Genomic DNA, 17,630 nt, shown 5'->3' on the forward strand with positions numbered 1-17,630 from the left:
GGGCTGCGGCGCCGGACGCAACAGGAAGGCCCTCCGTCGGAGGGCCTTCCTGTTGCGTCCGGTTGTGACTGTGGCGATCTACCGCTCTTTCCTGACGGCCAGAAGGAGGGGCAGGGCGAGAAGGAGCAGGGCGGGATCGAAGCCCGAGGCCAGACTGCACCCTCCAGAGCCTCCGCCGGTGGCGGGGTCGTCGGTGCCTCCCGTGCCCGCGGCGGCGCTGATCAGGTAGAGGTTGGCCTGGACTCCGGCCTCGTCCCTGTTGAAATCGAAGCGGCCGTTCTCCGTCAGCGTCGCTCCGAGAGTCGCCGCGGCGGCGGCGAGTTTCCCTTCGGCGACGACGGCGACGTCGCCCGAGGCGGTCCGGCCCAGAAGGACGTGGAGGCTCTCGCCGTCGACGGCGACGGAGAAAGCGACTTCGCTCTCGTCACTGTCGAGGCCGTAGTGGAGCCTGCGCCGGATTTCGCCGTAGCCGTCGCCGAGGGTCTCGGCCAGCTTGGCGTCGCTCAGGTCGGCGGGCATCGTCGTGTCGGGCAGGAGCGGGGCGCCTCCGGCATCGGCGACGGGAAGGGGCGCGGCGTAGGCGATGTCCTCGGAGACGACGAAGAAGCCGACGAGGGGCGTCTCGAGGAGGTCCTCGGCCATGGCGGCCCGGATCAGCTGCATGCGGGCCTTCTCGGCGTTCGTCGACGTTCCCTTCTTGTTCTTGGCCCGGAGGTCGAGGAAGTTGCTCCGGTAGAAGAGGTCGGTGGCGCGGAAGAGGAAGCTCTCTCCCGTCGACTTGAGGGTCACCCGGTACCAGGCGTCGTCGCGGGTCAGATCCTCCACGGCCGTGGCGTCCCGAGCGAGGGTGAGGTCACCGGCGGCGAGGCCCAGCTGGTCGACCCAGAATTCCTCCGGTCCCTCCGTGTTCCATCCCGTCTCGATGGTCACGTCTTCGGGGTGGAAGAGGCCGTCGGACCAGACGGGGGCCATCATCTGGGAGATGCGGAAGGCCGCCGACTGGCAGAGGCAGATCTTGCCGTCGGCCTCCAGAACGGACGTGGCCATGTCGAGGCTGGCGACCTTGCCCGAGCCGTCGAGGTAGTCGAGCACGTCGGAGTAGAGGACCGTCTCGGCGCGGAGGGGCTTCGTCCCCTCCTGGATGTAGAAGCGTCCCGTGAAGGGAAGGGCCTTGGCCTTCTCGACGAGGTCGGCCTTCATGGTCTTCAGCTCGGCCTTCTCCTCGGCCGTGGCCGTTCCCTTCTTGTTCTTGCTCCGCAGCTCGAGGAACTCCTCGCTGAGGTAGTTGTCGCGGGCCACGAAGGTGACGCTTTCGCCCGTCGACAGGACGGTGACGCGGTACCAGGCGTCGTCGAGGGTCAGCTCCTCCAGGGCCGTGGCCGAGCCGCCGATGCCGTAGGAGAAGTTCTCCACGCCCATCTCGTCGACGAGCAGCCCCTCGGGGCCGTCGGTGTTCCAGCCCGTCTCGACGGTCACGTCCCAGGAGCGGAAGACGCCGTCCTCCCAGAGGCCCGAGGCCATCTGGGCGACGCGGTAGGCCGTGGCCCGGCAGAGGCAGAAGGCGGTGGCGCCGTTCTCCTCCTCCATGCAGGCCTCCTCCATGTCGAGAGTCTCGATGGCGCCGTCCTTGACCTCCTGGAAGCGGAGGGCCAGAGAGTCGAGGAAGGGGAAGACCTTGTTGGCGACGGCGGTGGCGTGGTCGACGACGACGAGGTTCTCGCCGCCGGCGATCAGATTGTCGAGGGCCTGATCGTAGAGCTCGAGGTAACGGTCATAGACGGCCTGCTGTTCGTCGTTGAGATTGCTCAGGCCGGGATCGGAGGCGAGGGCGAGGACCTGGCTGCGGACGTCGAAGTAGTCGTCGGGGAAGGCGCTGTCGGCGAGATGGAGGTCGAAGACGTCGCCTGTCGACAGGATCTTCGCCCGGATCGAGTAGTAGGAGCCGTCCTCCATGGCCGAGGGGAGGGTGGCGGCGTAGAAGTAATCCTCCATGTGGAAGGGACCCTCGCGGACGACGCGGTTGCCCTCGCCGTCGACGACGTAGGTGTAGCCTCCCAGAGTCTCGTCCCAGGTGTAGGGGTTGTAGCCGTCGTAGAGCCTGACGGAACAGCCGAAGACCCATCCCATCTCGAGCTGCACGTCGTAGGGGCGCAGGACGCCATCCTCCCAGTAGTCCGCCAGGGCTTCCATGAAGCGGAAGGAGGTCCCGCGGTTGAAGCATGTTCCCTCTCCGTCTCCGTCGGGACCGAAGCTGTCGACCCAGAAGGAGCCCTGGGCGATGTCGCCGAAGGCGTACTCGTTGACCGTTTCGCCGGGGTGGGTCTGGACCTGGACGTCTTCGGCCGTTCCGGTGGCCGCCGACAGGACGTCGACGCCCGATGCCGTCGCCGATGCCGCCAGTGCGAAGGCGAAGGCGAGACATAGGGCACCCTTAAGGAAACCGTTGCGGAAGAACGATACCATTCTCATGAGCGACAAAACTCCTCTCCAAAATAGCAAACTCCAACAGCAGACGCGCAAGAAAGCGACCCAAGCACAACCGAACGGAGGAGCCGAACGACACTCCCGGCGGAGGGGCGGCCGTCCCCTCCGAAGACATCGGCTTAGTTCGATGAATCAAACTGAGCCGATGATAAACAAAAAAGAGAATCATTGTCAAATCTAACTTGGAGTTCCATCCGATCCCCCGCGGCCTGCCTCCCTTCTCAGAGGGGCGTCGCCGCATCGAGGAGACGCCTCGAATGGATGTCGCCGACGGCGTGGAGGCGGGACAGGTCGTCGACCCTTTCGACGATGCGGCCGTCGTTCATGAAGAGGACGGCGTCGCAGAGGTAGGTCACGGCCGTCAGGTCGTGAGTGATGAAGAGAAGGGAGAGCCCCTCGTCGCGGCGGAGCTCCGCCAGAAGGTCCATGACCTGGACCTGGACGGAGACGTCGAGGGAACTCGTGGCCTCGTCGAGAAGGATGAAGCGGGGGCGGGAGGCGACGGCCCGGGCGATGCAGATCCTCTGGAGCTGACCGCCGCTGAGCTGATGGGGACGGCGGCGGAGAAGATCGCTCGAGAGTCCCACCTTCTCCAGAAGGGCGAGAACCCGCTCCTTCCTGTCTCTTGCGCCGTCGCGGCCTTTTCTCAGCGGCTCGGCGATGATCTCCTCGACGGAGAAGCGGGGGTTGACGGAGGTGACGTAATCCTGGAAGACGACGCTGCAGGGGTGGAAGGAGGCCCCTCGCCCGGTGCCGTAGAGGTTCTTCCCGTCGACGGCGACCTCACCTCTGTCGGGTCGAAGGAGGCCGACGAGGACCCGCCCCAAGGTGCTTTTCCCGCTTCCGCTCTCGCCGACGATTCCCAGGCAGCATCCCTCTTCGAGGGTCATGGAGAGGCCCTGGAGGACGGGGTGCTGGCGGCGGTGGAGAAGCCCTCCCCTGCGGAAGGCGACGTGGATGTCAGAAGCCCGTAGCAGCGGGGGCGAGGAGGGGTTCCTCATGGCGCGATCGCTCCTCTCGGGGGGTCGTCGCCTTTCTGAAGGCGTCGAGCAGCATGAGACGGGTGTCGAAAAGATGGCCGGTCCTCCGCGACCTGGGGGCGGAACAGATCCGCCTCAGGTCTCCCTGTTCGATGACCTCGCCCCTGTCCATGACGAGCAGGTCGTCGGCGATGCGGGCCAGGACGCCCAGGTCATGGGAGATGAAGAGGACCGAACAGCGCCGTTCCCTTCGGACTCGGTCGAACTCCTTGAGGATCTCGTCCTGCGTCACCGTGTCGAGGGCCGTCGTCGGCTCGTCGGCGATGATCAGGTCCGGACCGAGGAGGAGGGCCAGGCCGATCATGACGCGCTGGAGCATGCCGCCGCTCAGCTGGTGAGCGTACTGCCTGAAGACGTCGTCGGGATGGCGGAGACCCATGAGAGTCAGGGCGTCGAGACTGCGTCGTCGTGCCTCGGCAGGGGAGAAGGGGCCGTGCTGGCGGACCGTTTCGACCATCTGGGAGCCGATGGAGAGGAGGGGGTCAAAGGCCGTCATGGGGTTCTGGAGGATCATGGCGATTCCCGATCCCCGGAGCGCGCGCATCTCCTCCCGTCGCAGCGACAGGAGATCGCGGCCCTTGTAGGCGACCGTTCCGCTGACGCGGTACTCCGGGCCGAGAAGGCCCATGACGCTCTTGCAGGTCAGGCTTTTGCCGCTCCCGCTCTCCCCGAGGATCCCCAGGCAGGATCCCTTTCGGAGTTCGAAGGAGACGTCCCGGAGCAGCCTTTTTCCCTCAGTGCCGGAGCGGACCTCGACGGAGAGATTCTTGACGGCAAGCAGCGTTTCCATGGCAGTCTCCTTTCATGCCCTCTTGGGGTCCAGGATGTCTCTCAGGCTGTCGCCCAGGAAGTTGAAGGCCGAGACGACGGCCAGGATGGCCAAGCCCGGGGCGATCATCAGAGAGGGGGCCTGCATCATGACGTTCTTGGCCTCGTTCAGAATGGCGCCCCATTCGGCCGTCGGGGCCTGGACGCCGAGGCCCAGGAAGGAGAGGGTCGAGATGTTCAGGATGACCCAGCCCGTGTCGAGAGAGGCGAGGACGAGGACTTCCGTGGCGACGGCCGGCAGGAGATGGCGGAAGAGGATGAAGGCCGTTCCCGTGCCGACCGTCCTTGAGTAGGCCACGTAGCCCCTGTCGACGTACTGAAGGACCGATCCCCGGATCATGCGGGCGTACCAGGCCCATTTGACGAGGATGTTGGCGATGATGACGTTGGACATGCCCGGCCCCAGCATGCCGACGACGGCGAGAATCATCACCTGGCTGGGAAAGGAGAGCATGACGTCGCAGAGTCGCATGAGGAGCTCGTCGACGGGGCCCTTGGCGTAGCCCGAGAAGAGGCCGATGGAGATGCCCAGCCCCAGGGTGCAGGCCATGGTCACAAGGGAGAGGAGGACCGTGGGGCGGATGCCGTGGATCAGCCGGGAGAGGACGCAGCGTCCCAGGTGGTCCGTCCCGAAGGGGTAGGCGGCGCTGGGGCCCTTGAGCTTGGCCAGGATGTTGACCTTGTTGGGGTCGTTGAGGGGGAGCAGGTCGGCACCGAGCCCCAGGAGGATGACGGCGGCGATGAGGAAGAGGGCGATGGCGGCCGTCCTGTCGCGCAGAAGTTCCCGCACCATGATCAGGTCCTCCTCAGTCGGGGATCGAGATAGCCCTGGAGAAGGTCCACGGCGAGGTTGCAGAAGACGAAAAGGAATCCCATGATCAGGATATAGGCCTGAATGACGGGGTAGTCGCGGTTGAAGATGGCCGAGATGCAGAGCCTTCCGATGCCGGGCCAGGCGAAGATGCTTTCGACGAGATAGGTCCCGGCGATGAGCTGGGGGACGCTCATGCCCAGGGCCGTCAGACAGGCGTGAAGCGAGTTGCGGAAGACGTGCCTCAGCAGGATGGCCGATTCGGAGAGGCCTCGGGCCCGGGCGTAGAAGACGTAGTCCTCGCCCATGTTCTCGACCATCTTGTTGCGGATGAGCCTGATGTAGGTCGATATGTAGGTCATGGAGAGGGTCAGGGCGGGCAGAATCAGGCTCTGCCAGGAGTCGCGGCCGCTCGTGGGCAGGATGTCGAGCTTGAGGGCGAAAAGCCACATGAGAAGCAGCCCCAGCCAGTAGTTGGGCATGGCCGTGCCGATGAAGACGAAAAGGCGCAGAGCCCGGTCGAGAGGGCCCTGGGGGCGCAGGGCGCAGACGATGCCCAGGGGAAAGCTGACGAGCAGGACGAGGGCCAGAGAGGCGGCGGCCAGTTCGAGCGTCGCCGGGAGGGCCCGGAGGATCTCGCCGCCGACGGTCCTGTTGTCGTTGGTGAAGGTGTTGCCGAAATCGAGGTGGAGGCTTCTCCATAGCCATCGGACGTAGCGGAGGAGGAAAGGATCGTCGAGGCCCAGCTCGGCCCGCATCCCCTCGACGGCCTCCTCGGTGGGCACGATGTCGTTGATCCTCAGGATGACTTCGGCCGGATCGGAGGGAATGAGAGCGACGAGGCAGAAGGCGAAGAAGGAGACGCCCAGAAGGAGAGGGACGGCCAGCAGAAGACGTTTCAGGAAATAGCTTCGCATCGGAAAACTCCTCCCCTCTTCCCCCCCTCGCGACGGAGGAGGGGAAGAGACGGACGGTCCCGGGCCGCTAGTCGGCCAGGGACATCTTCTCGAAGGGAACCTCGAACTGCGAGGGATTGTAGGTGACGCCGAGGACCCGGTCGCTGAAGATGGCCCTGTTGCGCTCGTAGGTCAGGGGCAGGTAGACGGCCTCTTCATGGAGCGTCGTCAGGATGGAGGTGAAGAGCTCCTGACGCCTGTCCGCGTCGGTGGTGACGAGGACCCTGGCGATCCGGTCGTCGAGGTCGGCCTTGCAGGCCAGCCCCTGCTGGGCGGCGTAGTCGCCGTAGACGACGGTTCTCATGGCGCTGAGGAAGGACTGGGGATCGTAGGGCGTCCCCCAGGAGATGTTGAAGACGATGTCGAAGTCGCCCGCCTTCTGGCGGTCGCGGTAGGACTGCTCCTCTTCGCCGAGGATCTTCAAGTCGACGCCCAGCTCGGCCCAGAGGCTCTGGAAGTATTCGGAGAGGGTCTTCTCGGAGACGCTGTTGCTGTTGTAGAGGAGCGTCATCTGGAGCGTCTCGCCCTGGCGGCTGCGGAAGGGCCGGCCCGCCTCGCGGACCCAACCGGCCTCGTCCAGGAGCCGTCCTGCCGCCTCGAGATCGAAGGCGTAGGACTTGAGGTCGACGTCGCAGTAGGGGACGGTGCGGGCAAGAACGGTGTCGGCGGGGCTTTCGATGCCGTTGAAGATCCCCTCGGAGAGGGCCTTCTTGTCGACGGCGTGCTGAAGGGCCTGGCGGACCTCTCGCTGGGTGAGGGCTCCCTTCGTCGTGTTGAGAAGGAGCATGCGCGTCGAAACGGGATCGGAGAGAGAGGTGACGAAGCCCTTCTTTCCCCGGAAGCGCTCCAGCGTGTCGGCGTCGATCATGTTCTTGCCGTAGATCAGGTCGATCTCGCCCTTCTCGAGGGCCAGAACGCGCGTCTGGTTGTCGGGAATGACGCGGACCTTGATGGTCCTGATGGAAGGTTTCTCACCCCAGTAGTTCTCGTTGCGGACGAAGGTCGCCTGCTGATCGACGACGTTCTCGGCCAGGACGTAGGGGCCCGTGCCGATGTGGCCCGTCACGCCTTTTTTCGTCGTCCCCTCCTTCATGCACCGGGGAGAGATGAAACGCATGGGGCGGGTGACGCCCAGCTCGGTGAGCATGGGGAAGTAGGGCTCCTTGAGGCGGATCCGGAGGGTGTGGTCGTCGACGGCGTCGACGCCCTCCATGAGACGGACCATTTCCAGCCAGCCGTGGCGTTCGATGTTGTCCAGGACGGCGTCGAAATTGGCCTTGGCCGCCGCGGCGTCGAAGGGCTCTCCGTCGGAGAAGGCGACGTCCCGGCGGAGATGGAAGGTGTAGACCCGTCCGTCGTCGGAGATCTCCCAGCTCTCGGCGAGCCAGGGCTCGATGCCGTCAGGGGTGATCTTCACCAGGGACTCGTAGAGAAGGTTCTGGGCGTAGAGCTCGCCGCCGTAGAGGTGGGGGTTCAGGTCGCGGATGTCGCGGAAGTTGACGTAGACGAGGGTCTCCTTTTCCGAGGCGGAAGAGGGAGCGGCCAGGGAGAGAACTCCCAGGAAGAGCGATGCCAGGACGAGCGACAGGGCGAGACAGACCTTCTTCAAATAAAACGACCTCCTCGATCGATTCTGCCCCCGAAGGGGGCGCGTTCTCCTCTTTTCCGACTTTTAAAAAAGAGGGAATCAGGCTGGGGATTGAGGGACGACGCTCCTCCGGTTCGCTCTCTCCGACGTCGCCGCGTGGCGGCCGAGGAGCGCGGCGGCCATCAGCCCGACGAGGGTGAGACCGCCGATGAGCGAAAGGGGATGGAGCTCCCAGAGCCAGGCCGTCAGGGCCCCTCCCGAGGCGCCGGCGACGCCGGCGAAGAGGTAGAAGACGCCGAAGCAGACGCCCTGGCGCCGCTCGCCTCCCATTTCGGGGATCATGCTCAGGGCCGGCGGAAAGACGGTCATCATGCCCAGCGTCAGCAGCGTCGTCGTGACGAGGGTGTTGACGGAGACGGGTCCGACGGATCCGACCCGCAGAAGCAGGAAGGGAAAGGCCAGGGCCATGAGGCCCATGCCCGCCGCCAGGCGCAGGGGGCGTGAAAAACGCCCCACGACGAAGCGGGAGAGAGGCATCTGGAGCGCGACGCTCAGAAGGGCCGAGAGGGTGAACAGGGCCGCCACGGAGCCGTCGTTGGGGGAGCTTAGGGGCAGCAGAAGGTAGAGCTGGTTGAACATCAGATAGTAGGCCGACATGAGAAGGCAGAAGATCAGGAAGTCCCTTCGCCGGAAGACGGCGACCCAGTCGGTCAGAACGGGAAGGGAGGAGTTCCTCTCCGTCCCCTCCAGGCGGGGGAGGTGGAACCACTGGAGGAGGAGAAGAAGAAAAAAGACGGCGGCGGCGACGGCGCAGAGAGTGGAAAATCCGTATCGGAGCAGGGCGAGGCCGCAGAGGGGCCCCGCAAGGGCGCCGGCCTGGCTGGTCACGTTCTGGAGGGCGTAGACGCTCTCCCTCTCGGGGTGATCCTCGGTCAGCCTGGCCAGAAAGGCCTGGTAGGCGGGAGAGAAGAGGGCTCCGGCCAATCCCGTGAGAAAGGCGGCGCCGACGACGGCCCAGGGACGGAGGGCGACGCCGAAGAGGCCGAAGCCCAGGACCCTCAGGGCGCAGCCGGCGAGGATGACCGTCTGGTAGTTGAAACGGTCGGCCAAGGTTCCGCCGACCAGGAAGAGCCCCTGCTGGCTCAGCATGCGAAAGCCCATGACGAAACCGGCGAAGGCGGCCGACAGCCCCAGATCCTCGGTGAGATGGCGCGTCAGGTAGGGCAGAAGCATGTAGAAGCCGACGTTGAAGCCCAGATTGTTGACGAGAAGGACCTTGACGGGAAGGGGGAGGCTCAGGGCGAAGGAGAACATGACGACCTTTCCGACGCGCCGCCGCACCCGCAGGATCGGGGGCGGATGAGGGCCGTCAGGCGGGAGAGGGCCTCCTCGGCCATCCTCCCCGCGCCCAGGCCTTCCCGATCTTCGGCGAGGACATGGCCCAGGTAGCAGTCGTTGTCGTCCGGCCGGAGGACTTCCGTCCCCGGCGCAGAGAGAGAGCAGCGGACCACGCCGGGGCTGGCTTTCGCCTCCGCCTCGCCCCGAAAGCCGGCGAGAATCCCCTCGGAGGAGGGAAGAAGGAAGGCCACGGCGGCGCTCTTCGGCCGCTCCGCCTCGACCGCTTCTCTCGGCTCCTCTCCCAGGGCGACCTCGACCATCTGCGTCAGGGGGTTCAGCCCCGTCACCCGCTCGACCAGCTCGGAGATGTAGTTGCCGCCGATGCGGGGATTCATCTCGATGATGCGCGGTCCCGACGACGTCATGCGGATCTCGACGTGGGCCGTTCCCTCGACGTAGCCCATGGCCGAAAGAGCTTCGGCGGCGTGGGCCCCGATGGCTCGGGCCGATTCGGCGGGGAGGTCGGCGGGGAACATGTGTCCCCGCTCGACGAAGCCCCCCTCGCCGCCCAGCCTCTTGTCGGTGATGCCCGACAGGAAGATCTCCCCCCGACGGGCGCAGCATTCGACGCTGAACTCCTCGCCGGAGAGGTACGATTCGACGAGGGCGCCCGAGGCTCTCTTTCTCCCCCTCGGGTTGGCGGGGTGAGAGAGGACGGCCCCGATGGCCCTTCGCATCTGATCGACGGAGTGGACCTTGCGGACGAGGGTGCTGCCGCTCATGTCCAGAGGTTTGACGATGGCGGGCAGACCCGTCGCTCCGGCGGCCGCCTCGGCCTCCTCTTCCGACAGGGCAAGGAAGAAGGAGGGGCCGGGCAGTCCCTTACGGCGGAGGGCCTGGCGCATGAGGTGTTTGTCCGTCATCGAGGCGAGGACCTCGGCGGGGGAGGAGGGGAGGCGGAACCTCTCGGCGACGGCGGCGACGAGGGGGAGATAGCCGTCGCAGCTGCTGATCACGCCCGAGATCGCCTCGTCGCGGAAAAGCCCCTCGCAGAGGGAAAGGAAGGAGGCCTCGTCGCGGGTATCGCAGCGCAAGACGCGATCGGCCAGGGCCACGACGGGGTGGAGGCCTCCGTCGGGACTGTAGCGGTTATAGAAATCGGGGTCGTCTGTCGCCAGAATGAAGCGGTGACCGAGCTCCCTGATCTTGCGGGGCAGCAGGATCCCCGAGGCGAAACGCCAACTTTCGATCATCAGCAGCGTCTTCAGCGCGAGAACCTCCTTTTCGGGGGAGAGGGCCCGTCGGCTCCGATGGCGGGGCGTGAAGGCCGAAGGCGTCCTTAGTTTGATGAATCAAACCGAGGAGCACAAGAGTAACGGTTGCTGCTGTGACTTGTCAAGTCGCTACTTTGTTCCCGCATCCGCAGGCCCTTCAGGACAAACGCCCCCGGCTCCACCGATTCAAGGCCCGTCCCGATCGTCTCGCCGATGCGGGGTCGAGGCAACCGCCGTCTTCCTGTCGGACCCGATGGAGGCGTCCCTCCCGTTTTGCCTGTGGATCGGAGTTCTTGCCGTGACATTCCGCTCGCCGAGAGGAGGGGGTCGTTTCCTCGTGGCCGACCGCGACGGGGCTCTCTCCGCGTAAAGTAATGGGGCCTCGCGAGAGGCCCCATTACTTCTTCGGGGGGGGGTGGTGATGGGAACATTCTGTCTTTCCTGCATGGGCAGAAGGAAAGAGGCAGAAAAGGAGGAAGGGATGGAATCTTTGTTTGATCTCTCAAACTAAGGAGAGTATAGAAGCCCTTCTCTTTCCTGTCAAGCCCCTTTAGACATAAAGCGGACCAGATTCGTCCGGTTTTCTTTCGCCGCGAAAAACCTCCTGTCCTCCCGTAGGAGCCTCTACCTTTTCGGCCGGAGCGGGAAGGCTCCGGCCCGGAGGAGCCGAGGGTCCCGGCGCCTTCGCCGAGGGAGCCGGTGACGGCGGGTTTCGGGAAAGAGACGTCCCGGAGGCCGCCGGTGCGACGGACGGCTTCGAAAAGAGAAGCGATTGTCCCTTCTCGGTGACAGCGATCGTTTTTTCCAGGTCACATAGAAGTGACAGGGCCTCGCGGGAGGCCCTGTCACTTCTTCGGGGGGGGGTGGTGATGGGAACGTTCTGCCTTTCCTGCATGGGCAGAAGGAAAGAGGCAGAAAAGGAGGAGGGGACGGGATTTTGTTTGATCTCTCAAACTAAGGAGAGTATAAAAGCCTCTCCCCCTTTCTGTCAAGCCCCTTCCGACATGAAAACGGACCGAGTCGGTCCGGTTTTTCTCCCGCTTTCGCAAAGAGAAAGAGGTGCGGCCCTTTCCTCCCGCCTCCCGGGAGGAGGTCCTGCCTGTGTCTTCTTCATAGGATGATGAAATTGCCTTTGAGACGATGATGAGGTAGAGTGAAAGCCCGGTCCCGAAATGTTGTGCATGTGATAATGTTGTTCCGAATGAGGCGACGGAGGGGCGGAGATGGCCTTTCTCCGCGGGAGGACGCCTTCTCCCCGGCGGTTTTCGCGGCGAGTGGGGCCTCGCAAAAGAATCGAAGGTGCCTCGGACGGCGGAGGCGGGAGAGGAAGGGGGGCGACAAACGCTCGGAAGAAGAGGAGACGGACGCGCGTTGGCATCGGCACCGGAACGTTTTGCCTTTTTGCAGGGAGGGAATTGTCATGAAACGATCTGTCGTCCTGCTGCTTCTCGTCGCCCTTGTGGCTTTTGCCGTCTCGGCCCTTCCCGCGGCCGCGGCGGAGCAGGTCCTGACCTATAATCTGGCTCGGGAGCCCAAGACACTCAGCCCCATCATGAATGGCGATCTGATCGGCGGTTTTGTCATCGAGCACTGTTTCGAGGGGCTGCTCCGGGACCGCAACGGCGAGCTCGTTCCCGGCATCGCCCAGTCCTGGACCCTCTCGGAGGACGGCAAGACCTACACCTTCAAGCTCCGCGACGCCAAGTGGTCCGACGGCAAGCCCGTCCGCGCCCAGGACTTCGAATATTCCTGGCGGAAATCGCTCGACCCAGCAGTGGGCTCGGGGTATGCCTTCATCTTCTACTACATCAAGGGCGGCGAGGCCTACTACAAGGGGGAGGGCAAGGCCGAGGACATCGCCATCTCCTGCCCCGACGACAAGACCCTCGTCGTGACCCTCGAGAATCCCACGCCCTACTTCCTCAATCTGGCGGCCTTCATGGTCTTCATGCCCGTCCGGGAGGACATCGTCGAGAAGGCCCCCGACAACTGGGCCCGCTCCGTCGAGACCTACATCTGCAACGGCCCCTACAAGATGACCACCTTCAGGCCCGACCTCGTCGTCCTCGAGAAGAATCCCGAGTACTGGGACGCCGCCAACGTCAAGCTGTCGCGCATCGACGCCGTCGTCATCCCCGAGCACTCGACGGAGCTGACGGCCTTCGAAAACGGCGAGCTCGACATCATGGAGAACATTCCCCTCCAGGAGCTGCCCCGCGTCTCCAAGATGGAGGGCTACGTGGCCTATCCGCGGATCGTCTCCTTCTTCTACACGGTCAACACGGAGCGCAAGCCCTTCGACGACGTGCGCGTCCGCAAGGCCCTGGCCCTGGCCATCGACCGCAAGGCCATCGTCGAGAAGGTGCGCCAGAGCTCGGAAATCCCGGCCTGCGGCCTCGTCCCCGAGGGGTTGAAGGACAGCACGGGCGCCGATTTCAGCCGCAAAGCGGGTGACTTCGGCCTCGATCCCGAGGGGAAGGCCAAACCGGAGGAGGCCCGGAAGCTTCTGGCCGAGGCGGGCTATCCCGAGGGAAAGGGCTTCCCCAAGTTCACCCTCCTCTACAACACGGCCGACGACCACAAGGCCCTGGCCGAGGCCGTCCAGGAGATGTGGCGGAAGACGCTCGGCATCGACGTGGAGCTGGGCAACCAGGAGTGGCAGGTCTACGCCAGCACGCGCCGCGAAGGGAACTACGACGTGGGGCGGGGCAACTGGTGGGGCGACTACCCCGATCCCATGACCTTCCTCGAAATGTTCACCACCGGCGCCGGGACGAACTGGCCCCGCTGGAACAACGCCGAGTACGACGACCTGATCCAGCAGGTCCGCCGGCTCTCGGGAACGGCCCGCGACGAGGCCATGTACAAGGCCTACGCGCTCTTCATGGAGGACATGCCCATTCTGCCCCTCTTCTATCCCGTCGACGACAGCGTCATCCCTCCCTACGTGAAGGGCCTGGAGCGGACCATGATGGGCAGCTGGTACATGGGGAACATCGTCATCGACGATCATTGAACGCTCTCGGTCGGGCTCTTCGCCCGTCCCCTCCCCCTCCGAGCCGGAGGGGGAGGGGACGGGCACCCGGCCTTTTCCCTGATCTGTCCGGGCGGAGCCCCCGACGCTTCCGCCGAGGAGGAGGGACTGCCGTGACGCGCTTTCTGTTCAATCGCTTGATTTCCGTTCTGCTCACCATCTGGGCCGTAGTGACCGTGACCTTTCTCATGATGCATGCCGTGCCGGGCGGTCCCTTCCAGCAGGAGAGGCAGCTCCCCGACGCCGTGATCCGGGCCCTGGAGGCCAAGTATCATCTCGACGATCCCCTGCCGAAGCAGTATCTGGACTACCTCAAGGGGATCGTGACCTGGGATCTGGGCCCCTCCTTCCAGAAGGTGGGCGTCTCCGTCGAGGAGATGATCGGTCAGAGTTTTCCCGTCTCCATGAGGCTGGGTCTCCTCGCCGTGGCCGGCGTTCTCCTCCTGGGCGTCCCCCTGGGCGTCCTCGCCGCCGTGCGCAGCGGAAGGGCCTCCGATCAGTTCATCCGCTTCCTGGCCACCTTGGGCCAGACCATCCCCAGCTTCGTCCTGGCCACCCTCCTCATCTACGTCTTCAGCGCCAGGCTGAGGTGGTTTCCCTCCTTCGGCCTGCGCACCTGGAAACACTATGTCCTTCCCGTTGTGGCCCTCGGGGGCTACTCCCTCTCCTTCGTCCTCCGCCTCACCCGGTCGAGCATGCTCGAGGTGCTCCAGCAGGACTACATCCGGACGGCCCGGGCCAAGGGCGTCTCGGAAGGCTCCGTCGTCTTCCGCCATGCCCTCCGGAACGCCCTCATCCCCGTCGTCACCTATATCGGCCCCCTCATCGCCTCGGTCATCACCGGCTCTTTCGTCGTCGAGAAGATCTTCGCCATTCCCGGAATGGGCAAGTTCTTCGTCGAAAGCGTCACCGATCGGGACTACACGGTCCTCATGGGGCTCACTCTCTTTCAGTCCATCCTTCTCTGCGCCGCCATTCTCGCCGTCGATCTCCTCTACGGCTTCCTCGATCCCCGGATCAAGGTCGGAAAGTGAGGCGATTCCCACTCATGACCTCCCCGTCCCCTTTCTGCCGGCCTGCGGAAGCTTCCGACGGAAGGATCTCCTCCTCCCTCTGGGAGCCCCTTCCCGCCTCGGAACAGCAGGGAGAGCGCATCGGACGTCCCAGTCTCACCTACCTTCAGGACGCCTGGCGGCGTTTCCGCCGCAACCCGACGGCCCTCTTCGGCCTCGTGCTGCTGGCCCTCGTTTTCTCCTTTTCCCTTCTCGGGCCTCTCCTGTCGAACCACTCCTACCGGGAGCAGGATCTGGACCGGGCCTACGAGTTCCCCAGCGCCGAACACTGGTTCGGAACGGACGCCCACGGCCGAGACCTCTTCGTCCGCGTCATGATGGGCGGACGGATCTCCCTCCTCGTCGGCATCATCGCCACGGCGACGAGCTGCGTCATCGGCGTCCTCTACGGAGGCTTTTCGGGTTTCATGGGGGGACGCTGGGACAATCTGCTCATGCGCATCGTCGACGTGGCCTCGACCATTCCCCTCATGCTCTATTCGATTCTGCTCATGGTCCTTCTCGGCACGGGGCTTCACAACATCCTCATCGCCCTGGGGCTCGTCTACTGGGTCGGCATGGTCCGCATCGTCCGCGGTCAGGTCCTCTCCCTGAAGGAACAGGAGTTTGTCCTCGCCGCCCGCGTCCTGGGTGCCGGGCAATGGCGTCTTCTCACGCGCCATCTCATCCCCAACGCCATGGGGCCCATCCTGGTGACGGCCACGATGATGATTCCCGGCGCCATCTTCACCGAGTCCTTCCTGAGCTTCATCGGCATCGGCATCTCGGCGCCCATGGCCTCCTGGGGCTCCCTCTGCTCCGACGCCCTGGGAGGACTCCGCTCCTACCCCTACCAGCTCTTCTTCCCGGCGGCGTCGATCTGCGTCACCATGCTGGGCTTCAACTTCGTCGGCGACGGCCTCCGGGACGCCCTCGACCCGCGGCTGCGCAAGTGAGGAGGGAGAGCCGATGACGGACGTCGATGCAGGACGGGCGATACGGTCTCTCCCTTCGGACGAGGCCTCTCTTTCGGGAGGCGCGGCGCCCGAGCTCCTGCGCCTCGAAGATCTCCACACCTCCTTTTTTACCCACGTGGGGGAGGTGAAGGCCCTGCGGGGCATCGACTTCTCCCTCCGCGAGGGAGAGGCCTTCGGCATCGTGGGCGAGTCGGGCAGCGGCAAAAGCGTCACCTCCCTCTCCATCCTCCGCCTCCTTCCCTACCCGGGGCGGGTCACGAAGGGACGGCTCCTCTTCCGAGGCGAAGATCTTCTCGCCAAGAGCGAAAGGGAGATGCGCTCCCTCCGGGGCGACGACCTGACCATGATCTTTCAGGATCCCATGACCTCTCTCAATCCCGTCTTCACCGTAGGGGAACAGATCGTCGAGGTCCTGCGCCTCCACAGGAAGATCTCGAAGAAAGAGGCCTGGGACAGGGCCGTCGAGGGACTTCGCCTCGTGGGGATTCCCTCCCCGGAAAAACGCGTTCGCCATTACCCCCATCAGTTCAGCGGCGGCATGCGCCAGAGGGTCATGATCGCCATGGCCCTTGCCTGCGAGCCGGCCCTCCTCATCGCCGACGAGCCGACGACGGCCCTGGACGTGACCATCCAGGCCCAGATGCTGGACCTCATGAACGACCTCCGCGCGAAGATCGGAACGGCCATCATCCTCATAACCCACGATCTGGCCGTCGTCTCCGAGGTCTGCTCGCGCATTCTCGTCATGTACGGCGGCCAGGTCATGGAGGAGGCCTCGGCCGACGAGCTCTTCGCCGAGCCTCTCCATCCCTACACGATCGGACTCCTCCGGGCCATTCCGGGCTCGGGCCGGGGAGCGGGGCACCGGCTGGTCCCCATTCCGGGCACGCCGCCCGACCTCCTTCTTCCCCCTCGGGGCTGTCCCTTCGTCGAGCGCTGTCCTCTGGCCCTGCGCATCTGCCGCGAGCGGCCGCCGCGGCTTTACCTGCCCAAAGAAGGACGAAGGGTGGCCTGCTGGCTTCACGACGAAGGCGCATCGGACGGGGCCCGGTCGAGGCTGGCGGCCGCGCGTGACGGAGCGGCCCTGACGCCGGAGGAGGTGATCCGATGAACTCGACCGAGACGTTCCGGAGCAGCGAGGTCGGCTCCCCGGTCACGGACGGAAGAGGGATTGGGGGGGAGCGCCCTCTTCTGGAGGTAAAGGGGCTGACGAAGCACTTCAGCGTCGAGCGCGAGGGGTGGTTCGCCCGGCCCCGCACCCTTCGGGCCGTCGACGGCGTCACTTTCTTCATCCGCCGAGGCGAGACGCTGGGCCTCGTGGGCGAGTCGGGCTGCGGCAAGTCGACGACGGGTCGCGTCATCGTCCGCCTCTACGACGCCACGGCCGGCGAAGTCCGCTTCGACGGCGTCGACGTGACGGCCCTCTCCGAGGGGGCCTTCAAGCCCTACAGGCGCCGGATGCAGATGATCTTTCAGGATCCCTACGCCTCCCTCAACCCCCGCATGACCGTCGGCGACATCATCGGCGAGCCTCTCGACATCCACGATCTGGCAAGAGGAAGGGAGCGTCTCGATCGCGTCCACGATCTTCTCGACCGGGTGGGGCTCAACCCCGACCACGCCATGCGTTACCCTCACGAGTTCAGCGGAGGCCAGCGCCAGCGCATCGGCATCGCTCGGGCCCTCGCCGTCGATCCCCAGTTCATCGTCTGCGACGAGCCCATCTCGGCCCTGGACGTCTCCATTCAGGCCCAGGTGGTCAACATGCTCGAGGACCTGCGGGAGCAGTTCGGCCTGACCTACCTTTTCATCGCCCACGATCTCTCCATGGTCCGCCATCTGGCCGACCGGGTGGGCGTCATGTACCTGGGACGCCTCGTCGAGGTGGCCCGGAAGGAGGAACTCTACAGCAACCCCCAGCACCCCTACACCCAGGCCCTTCTCTCGGCCATTCCCGCCATAGGGGGCAGACGGAGAGGGGGGAGCCGGATCGTCCTCGAAGGGGACGTGCCCAGCCCTCTCGATCCTCCCTCGGGGTGCGCCTTCCGGACACGGTGTCGCCATGCCAGTCCCCGCTGCGCCGAAAGGTCGCCGGGGCTGGCCGAAATTGCCTCACTGCACTACGTCGCCTGCTGGCTTCATGAGACCTAGGCGGGGCGATCCGCTGCGGGGCCGGAGCGTCGCCGCCAGGTCGCGGCGACCCTTCGGCTGTCGGAGGGGATCTGCCCCGGCACGACGGCAGAGGCCG

Annotated in this window: 13 protein-coding genes; 5 read left to right on the forward strand and 8 right to left on the reverse strand. The window is 65.1% G+C overall.

Translation table 11 applies throughout. The features are described from left to right. Window positions 1-78: 78 nt before the first annotated feature. The 8 genes from KAR29_RS00880 to KAR29_RS00915 form a co-directional block, all read right to left on the reverse strand. Window positions 79-2,469, reverse strand: a complete 2,391-nt coding sequence (locus KAR29_RS00880) for a hypothetical protein (protein ID WP_274373773.1) — start codon at window positions 2,467-2,469, stop codon at window positions 79-81. A 236-nt stretch (window positions 2,470-2,705) separates the two neighbouring features. Then, window positions 2,706-3,485, reverse strand: a complete 780-nt coding sequence (locus KAR29_RS00885) for an ABC transporter ATP-binding protein (protein WP_274373774.1) — start codon at window positions 3,483-3,485, stop codon at window positions 2,706-2,708. Further along, a complete protein-coding gene (locus KAR29_RS00890) occupies window positions 3,445-4,314 on the reverse strand; it encodes an ABC transporter ATP-binding protein (protein ID WP_274373775.1) in 870 nt (289 codons plus the stop codon). Before KAR29_RS00890 ends, KAR29_RS00885 begins: the two co-directional genes overlap by 41 nt. A 12-nt stretch (window positions 4,315-4,326) precedes the next feature. Then, on the reverse strand, window positions 4,327-5,145 hold the full coding sequence (gene opp1C, locus KAR29_RS00895; RefSeq protein WP_274373776.1) for a nickel/cobalt ABC transporter permease: 819 nt from the start codon (window positions 5,143-5,145) through the stop codon (window positions 4,327-4,329). Window positions 5,146-5,147: 2 nt separating this feature from the next. Beyond that, window positions 5,148-6,080, reverse strand: coding sequence for a nickel/cobalt ABC transporter permease (opp1B, locus tag KAR29_RS00900; RefSeq protein WP_274373777.1), 933 nt, complete (start codon window positions 6,078-6,080; stop codon window positions 5,148-5,150). 67 nt (window positions 6,081-6,147) lie between these two features. Then, window positions 6,148-7,728: a nickel ABC transporter substrate-binding protein gene (gene nikA, locus KAR29_RS00905; RefSeq protein ID WP_274373778.1), complete on the reverse strand. Its 1,581-nt coding sequence runs from the start codon at window positions 7,726-7,728 to the stop codon at window positions 6,148-6,150. 78 nt (window positions 7,729-7,806) lie between these two features. Beyond that, window positions 7,807-9,021, reverse strand: coding sequence for an MFS transporter (locus tag KAR29_RS00910; RefSeq protein ID WP_274373779.1), 1,215 nt, complete (start codon window positions 9,019-9,021; stop codon window positions 7,807-7,809). Further along, on the reverse strand, window positions 9,003-10,298 hold the full coding sequence (locus KAR29_RS00915; RefSeq protein ID WP_274373780.1) for an ATP-grasp domain-containing protein: 1,296 nt from the start codon (window positions 10,296-10,298) through the stop codon (window positions 9,003-9,005). Before KAR29_RS00915 ends, KAR29_RS00910 begins: the two co-directional genes overlap by 19 nt. 1,441 nt (window positions 10,299-11,739) lie before the next feature. Between KAR29_RS00915 and KAR29_RS00920 the strand changes: the two genes are divergently transcribed. The 5 genes from KAR29_RS00920 to KAR29_RS00940 all read left to right on the forward strand — a co-directional run bounded on the left by KAR29_RS00920 (window position 11,740) and on the right by KAR29_RS00940 (window position 17,533). After that, the gene (locus KAR29_RS00920) at window positions 11,740-13,335 is read left to right on the forward strand and encodes a peptide ABC transporter substrate-binding protein (RefSeq protein WP_274373781.1); all 1,596 of its coding nucleotides are present in this window, start codon (window positions 11,740-11,742) and stop codon (window positions 13,333-13,335) included. A gap of 131 nt (window positions 13,336-13,466) precedes the next feature. Next, window positions 13,467-14,387: an ABC transporter permease gene (locus tag KAR29_RS00925; RefSeq protein WP_274373782.1), complete on the forward strand. Its 921-nt coding sequence runs from the start codon at window positions 13,467-13,469 to the stop codon at window positions 14,385-14,387. Further along, on the forward strand, window positions 14,384-15,361 hold the full coding sequence (locus tag KAR29_RS00930; RefSeq protein ID WP_274373783.1) for an ABC transporter permease: 978 nt from the start codon (window positions 14,384-14,386) through the stop codon (window positions 15,359-15,361). The genes KAR29_RS00925 and KAR29_RS00930 overlap by 4 nt, the downstream gene beginning before the upstream one ends. 13 nt (window positions 15,362-15,374) lie before the next feature. After that, window positions 15,375-16,493 carry an ABC transporter ATP-binding protein gene (locus KAR29_RS00935; RefSeq protein WP_274373784.1) on the forward strand — a complete coding sequence of 373 codons (1,119 nt, stop codon included), beginning with the start codon at window positions 15,375-15,377 and terminating at the stop codon, window positions 16,491-16,493. Then, complete coding sequence (locus KAR29_RS00940) at window positions 16,490-17,533, forward strand: ABC transporter ATP-binding protein (protein WP_274373785.1); 1,044 nt, start codon at window positions 16,490-16,492, stop codon at window positions 17,531-17,533. Before KAR29_RS00935 ends, KAR29_RS00940 begins: the two co-directional genes overlap by 4 nt. Window positions 17,534-17,630 lie beyond the last annotated feature (97 nt).

The organism is Aminithiophilus ramosus (assembly GCF_018069705.1).
GTDB lineage: Bacteria > Synergistota > Synergistia > Synergistales > Aminithiophilaceae > Aminithiophilus > Aminithiophilus ramosus.

Bases quoted from the DNA above. Each gene is read 5' to 3' on its own strand.
- KAR29_RS00910 (WP_274373779.1), bottom strand. From the start codon at position 9,021: ATGTTCTCCTTCGCCCTGAGCCTCCCCCTTCCCGTCAAGGTCCTTCTC.
- KAR29_RS00935 (WP_274373784.1), top strand. From the start codon at position 15,375: ATGACGGACGTCGATGCAGGACGGGCGATACGGTCTCTCCCTTCGGAC.
- KAR29_RS00890 (WP_274373775.1), bottom strand. From the start codon at position 4,314: ATGGAAACGCTGCTTGCCGTCAAGAATCTCTCCGTCGAGGTCCGCTCC.
- opp1C (WP_274373776.1), bottom strand. From the start codon at position 5,145: ATGGTGCGGGAACTTCTGCGCGACAGGACGGCCGCCATCGCCCTCTTC.
- KAR29_RS00940 (WP_274373785.1), top strand. From the start codon at position 16,490: ATGAACTCGACCGAGACGTTCCGGAGCAGCGAGGTCGGCTCCCCGGTC.
- KAR29_RS00920 (WP_274373781.1), top strand. From the start codon at position 11,740: ATGAAACGATCTGTCGTCCTGCTGCTTCTCGTCGCCCTTGTGGCTTTT.
- KAR29_RS00885 (WP_274373774.1), bottom strand. From the start codon at position 3,485: ATGAGGAACCCCTCCTCGCCCCCGCTGCTACGGGCTTCTGACATCCAC.
- opp1B (WP_274373777.1), bottom strand. From the start codon at position 6,080: ATGCGAAGCTATTTCCTGAAACGTCTTCTGCTGGCCGTCCCTCTCCTT.
- KAR29_RS00915 (WP_274373780.1), bottom strand. From the start codon at position 10,298: ATGATCGAAAGTTGGCGTTTCGCCTCGGGGATCCTGCTGCCCCGCAAG.
- KAR29_RS00880 (WP_274373773.1), bottom strand. From the start codon at position 2,469: ATGAGAATGGTATCGTTCTTCCGCAACGGTTTCCTTAAGGGTGCCCTA.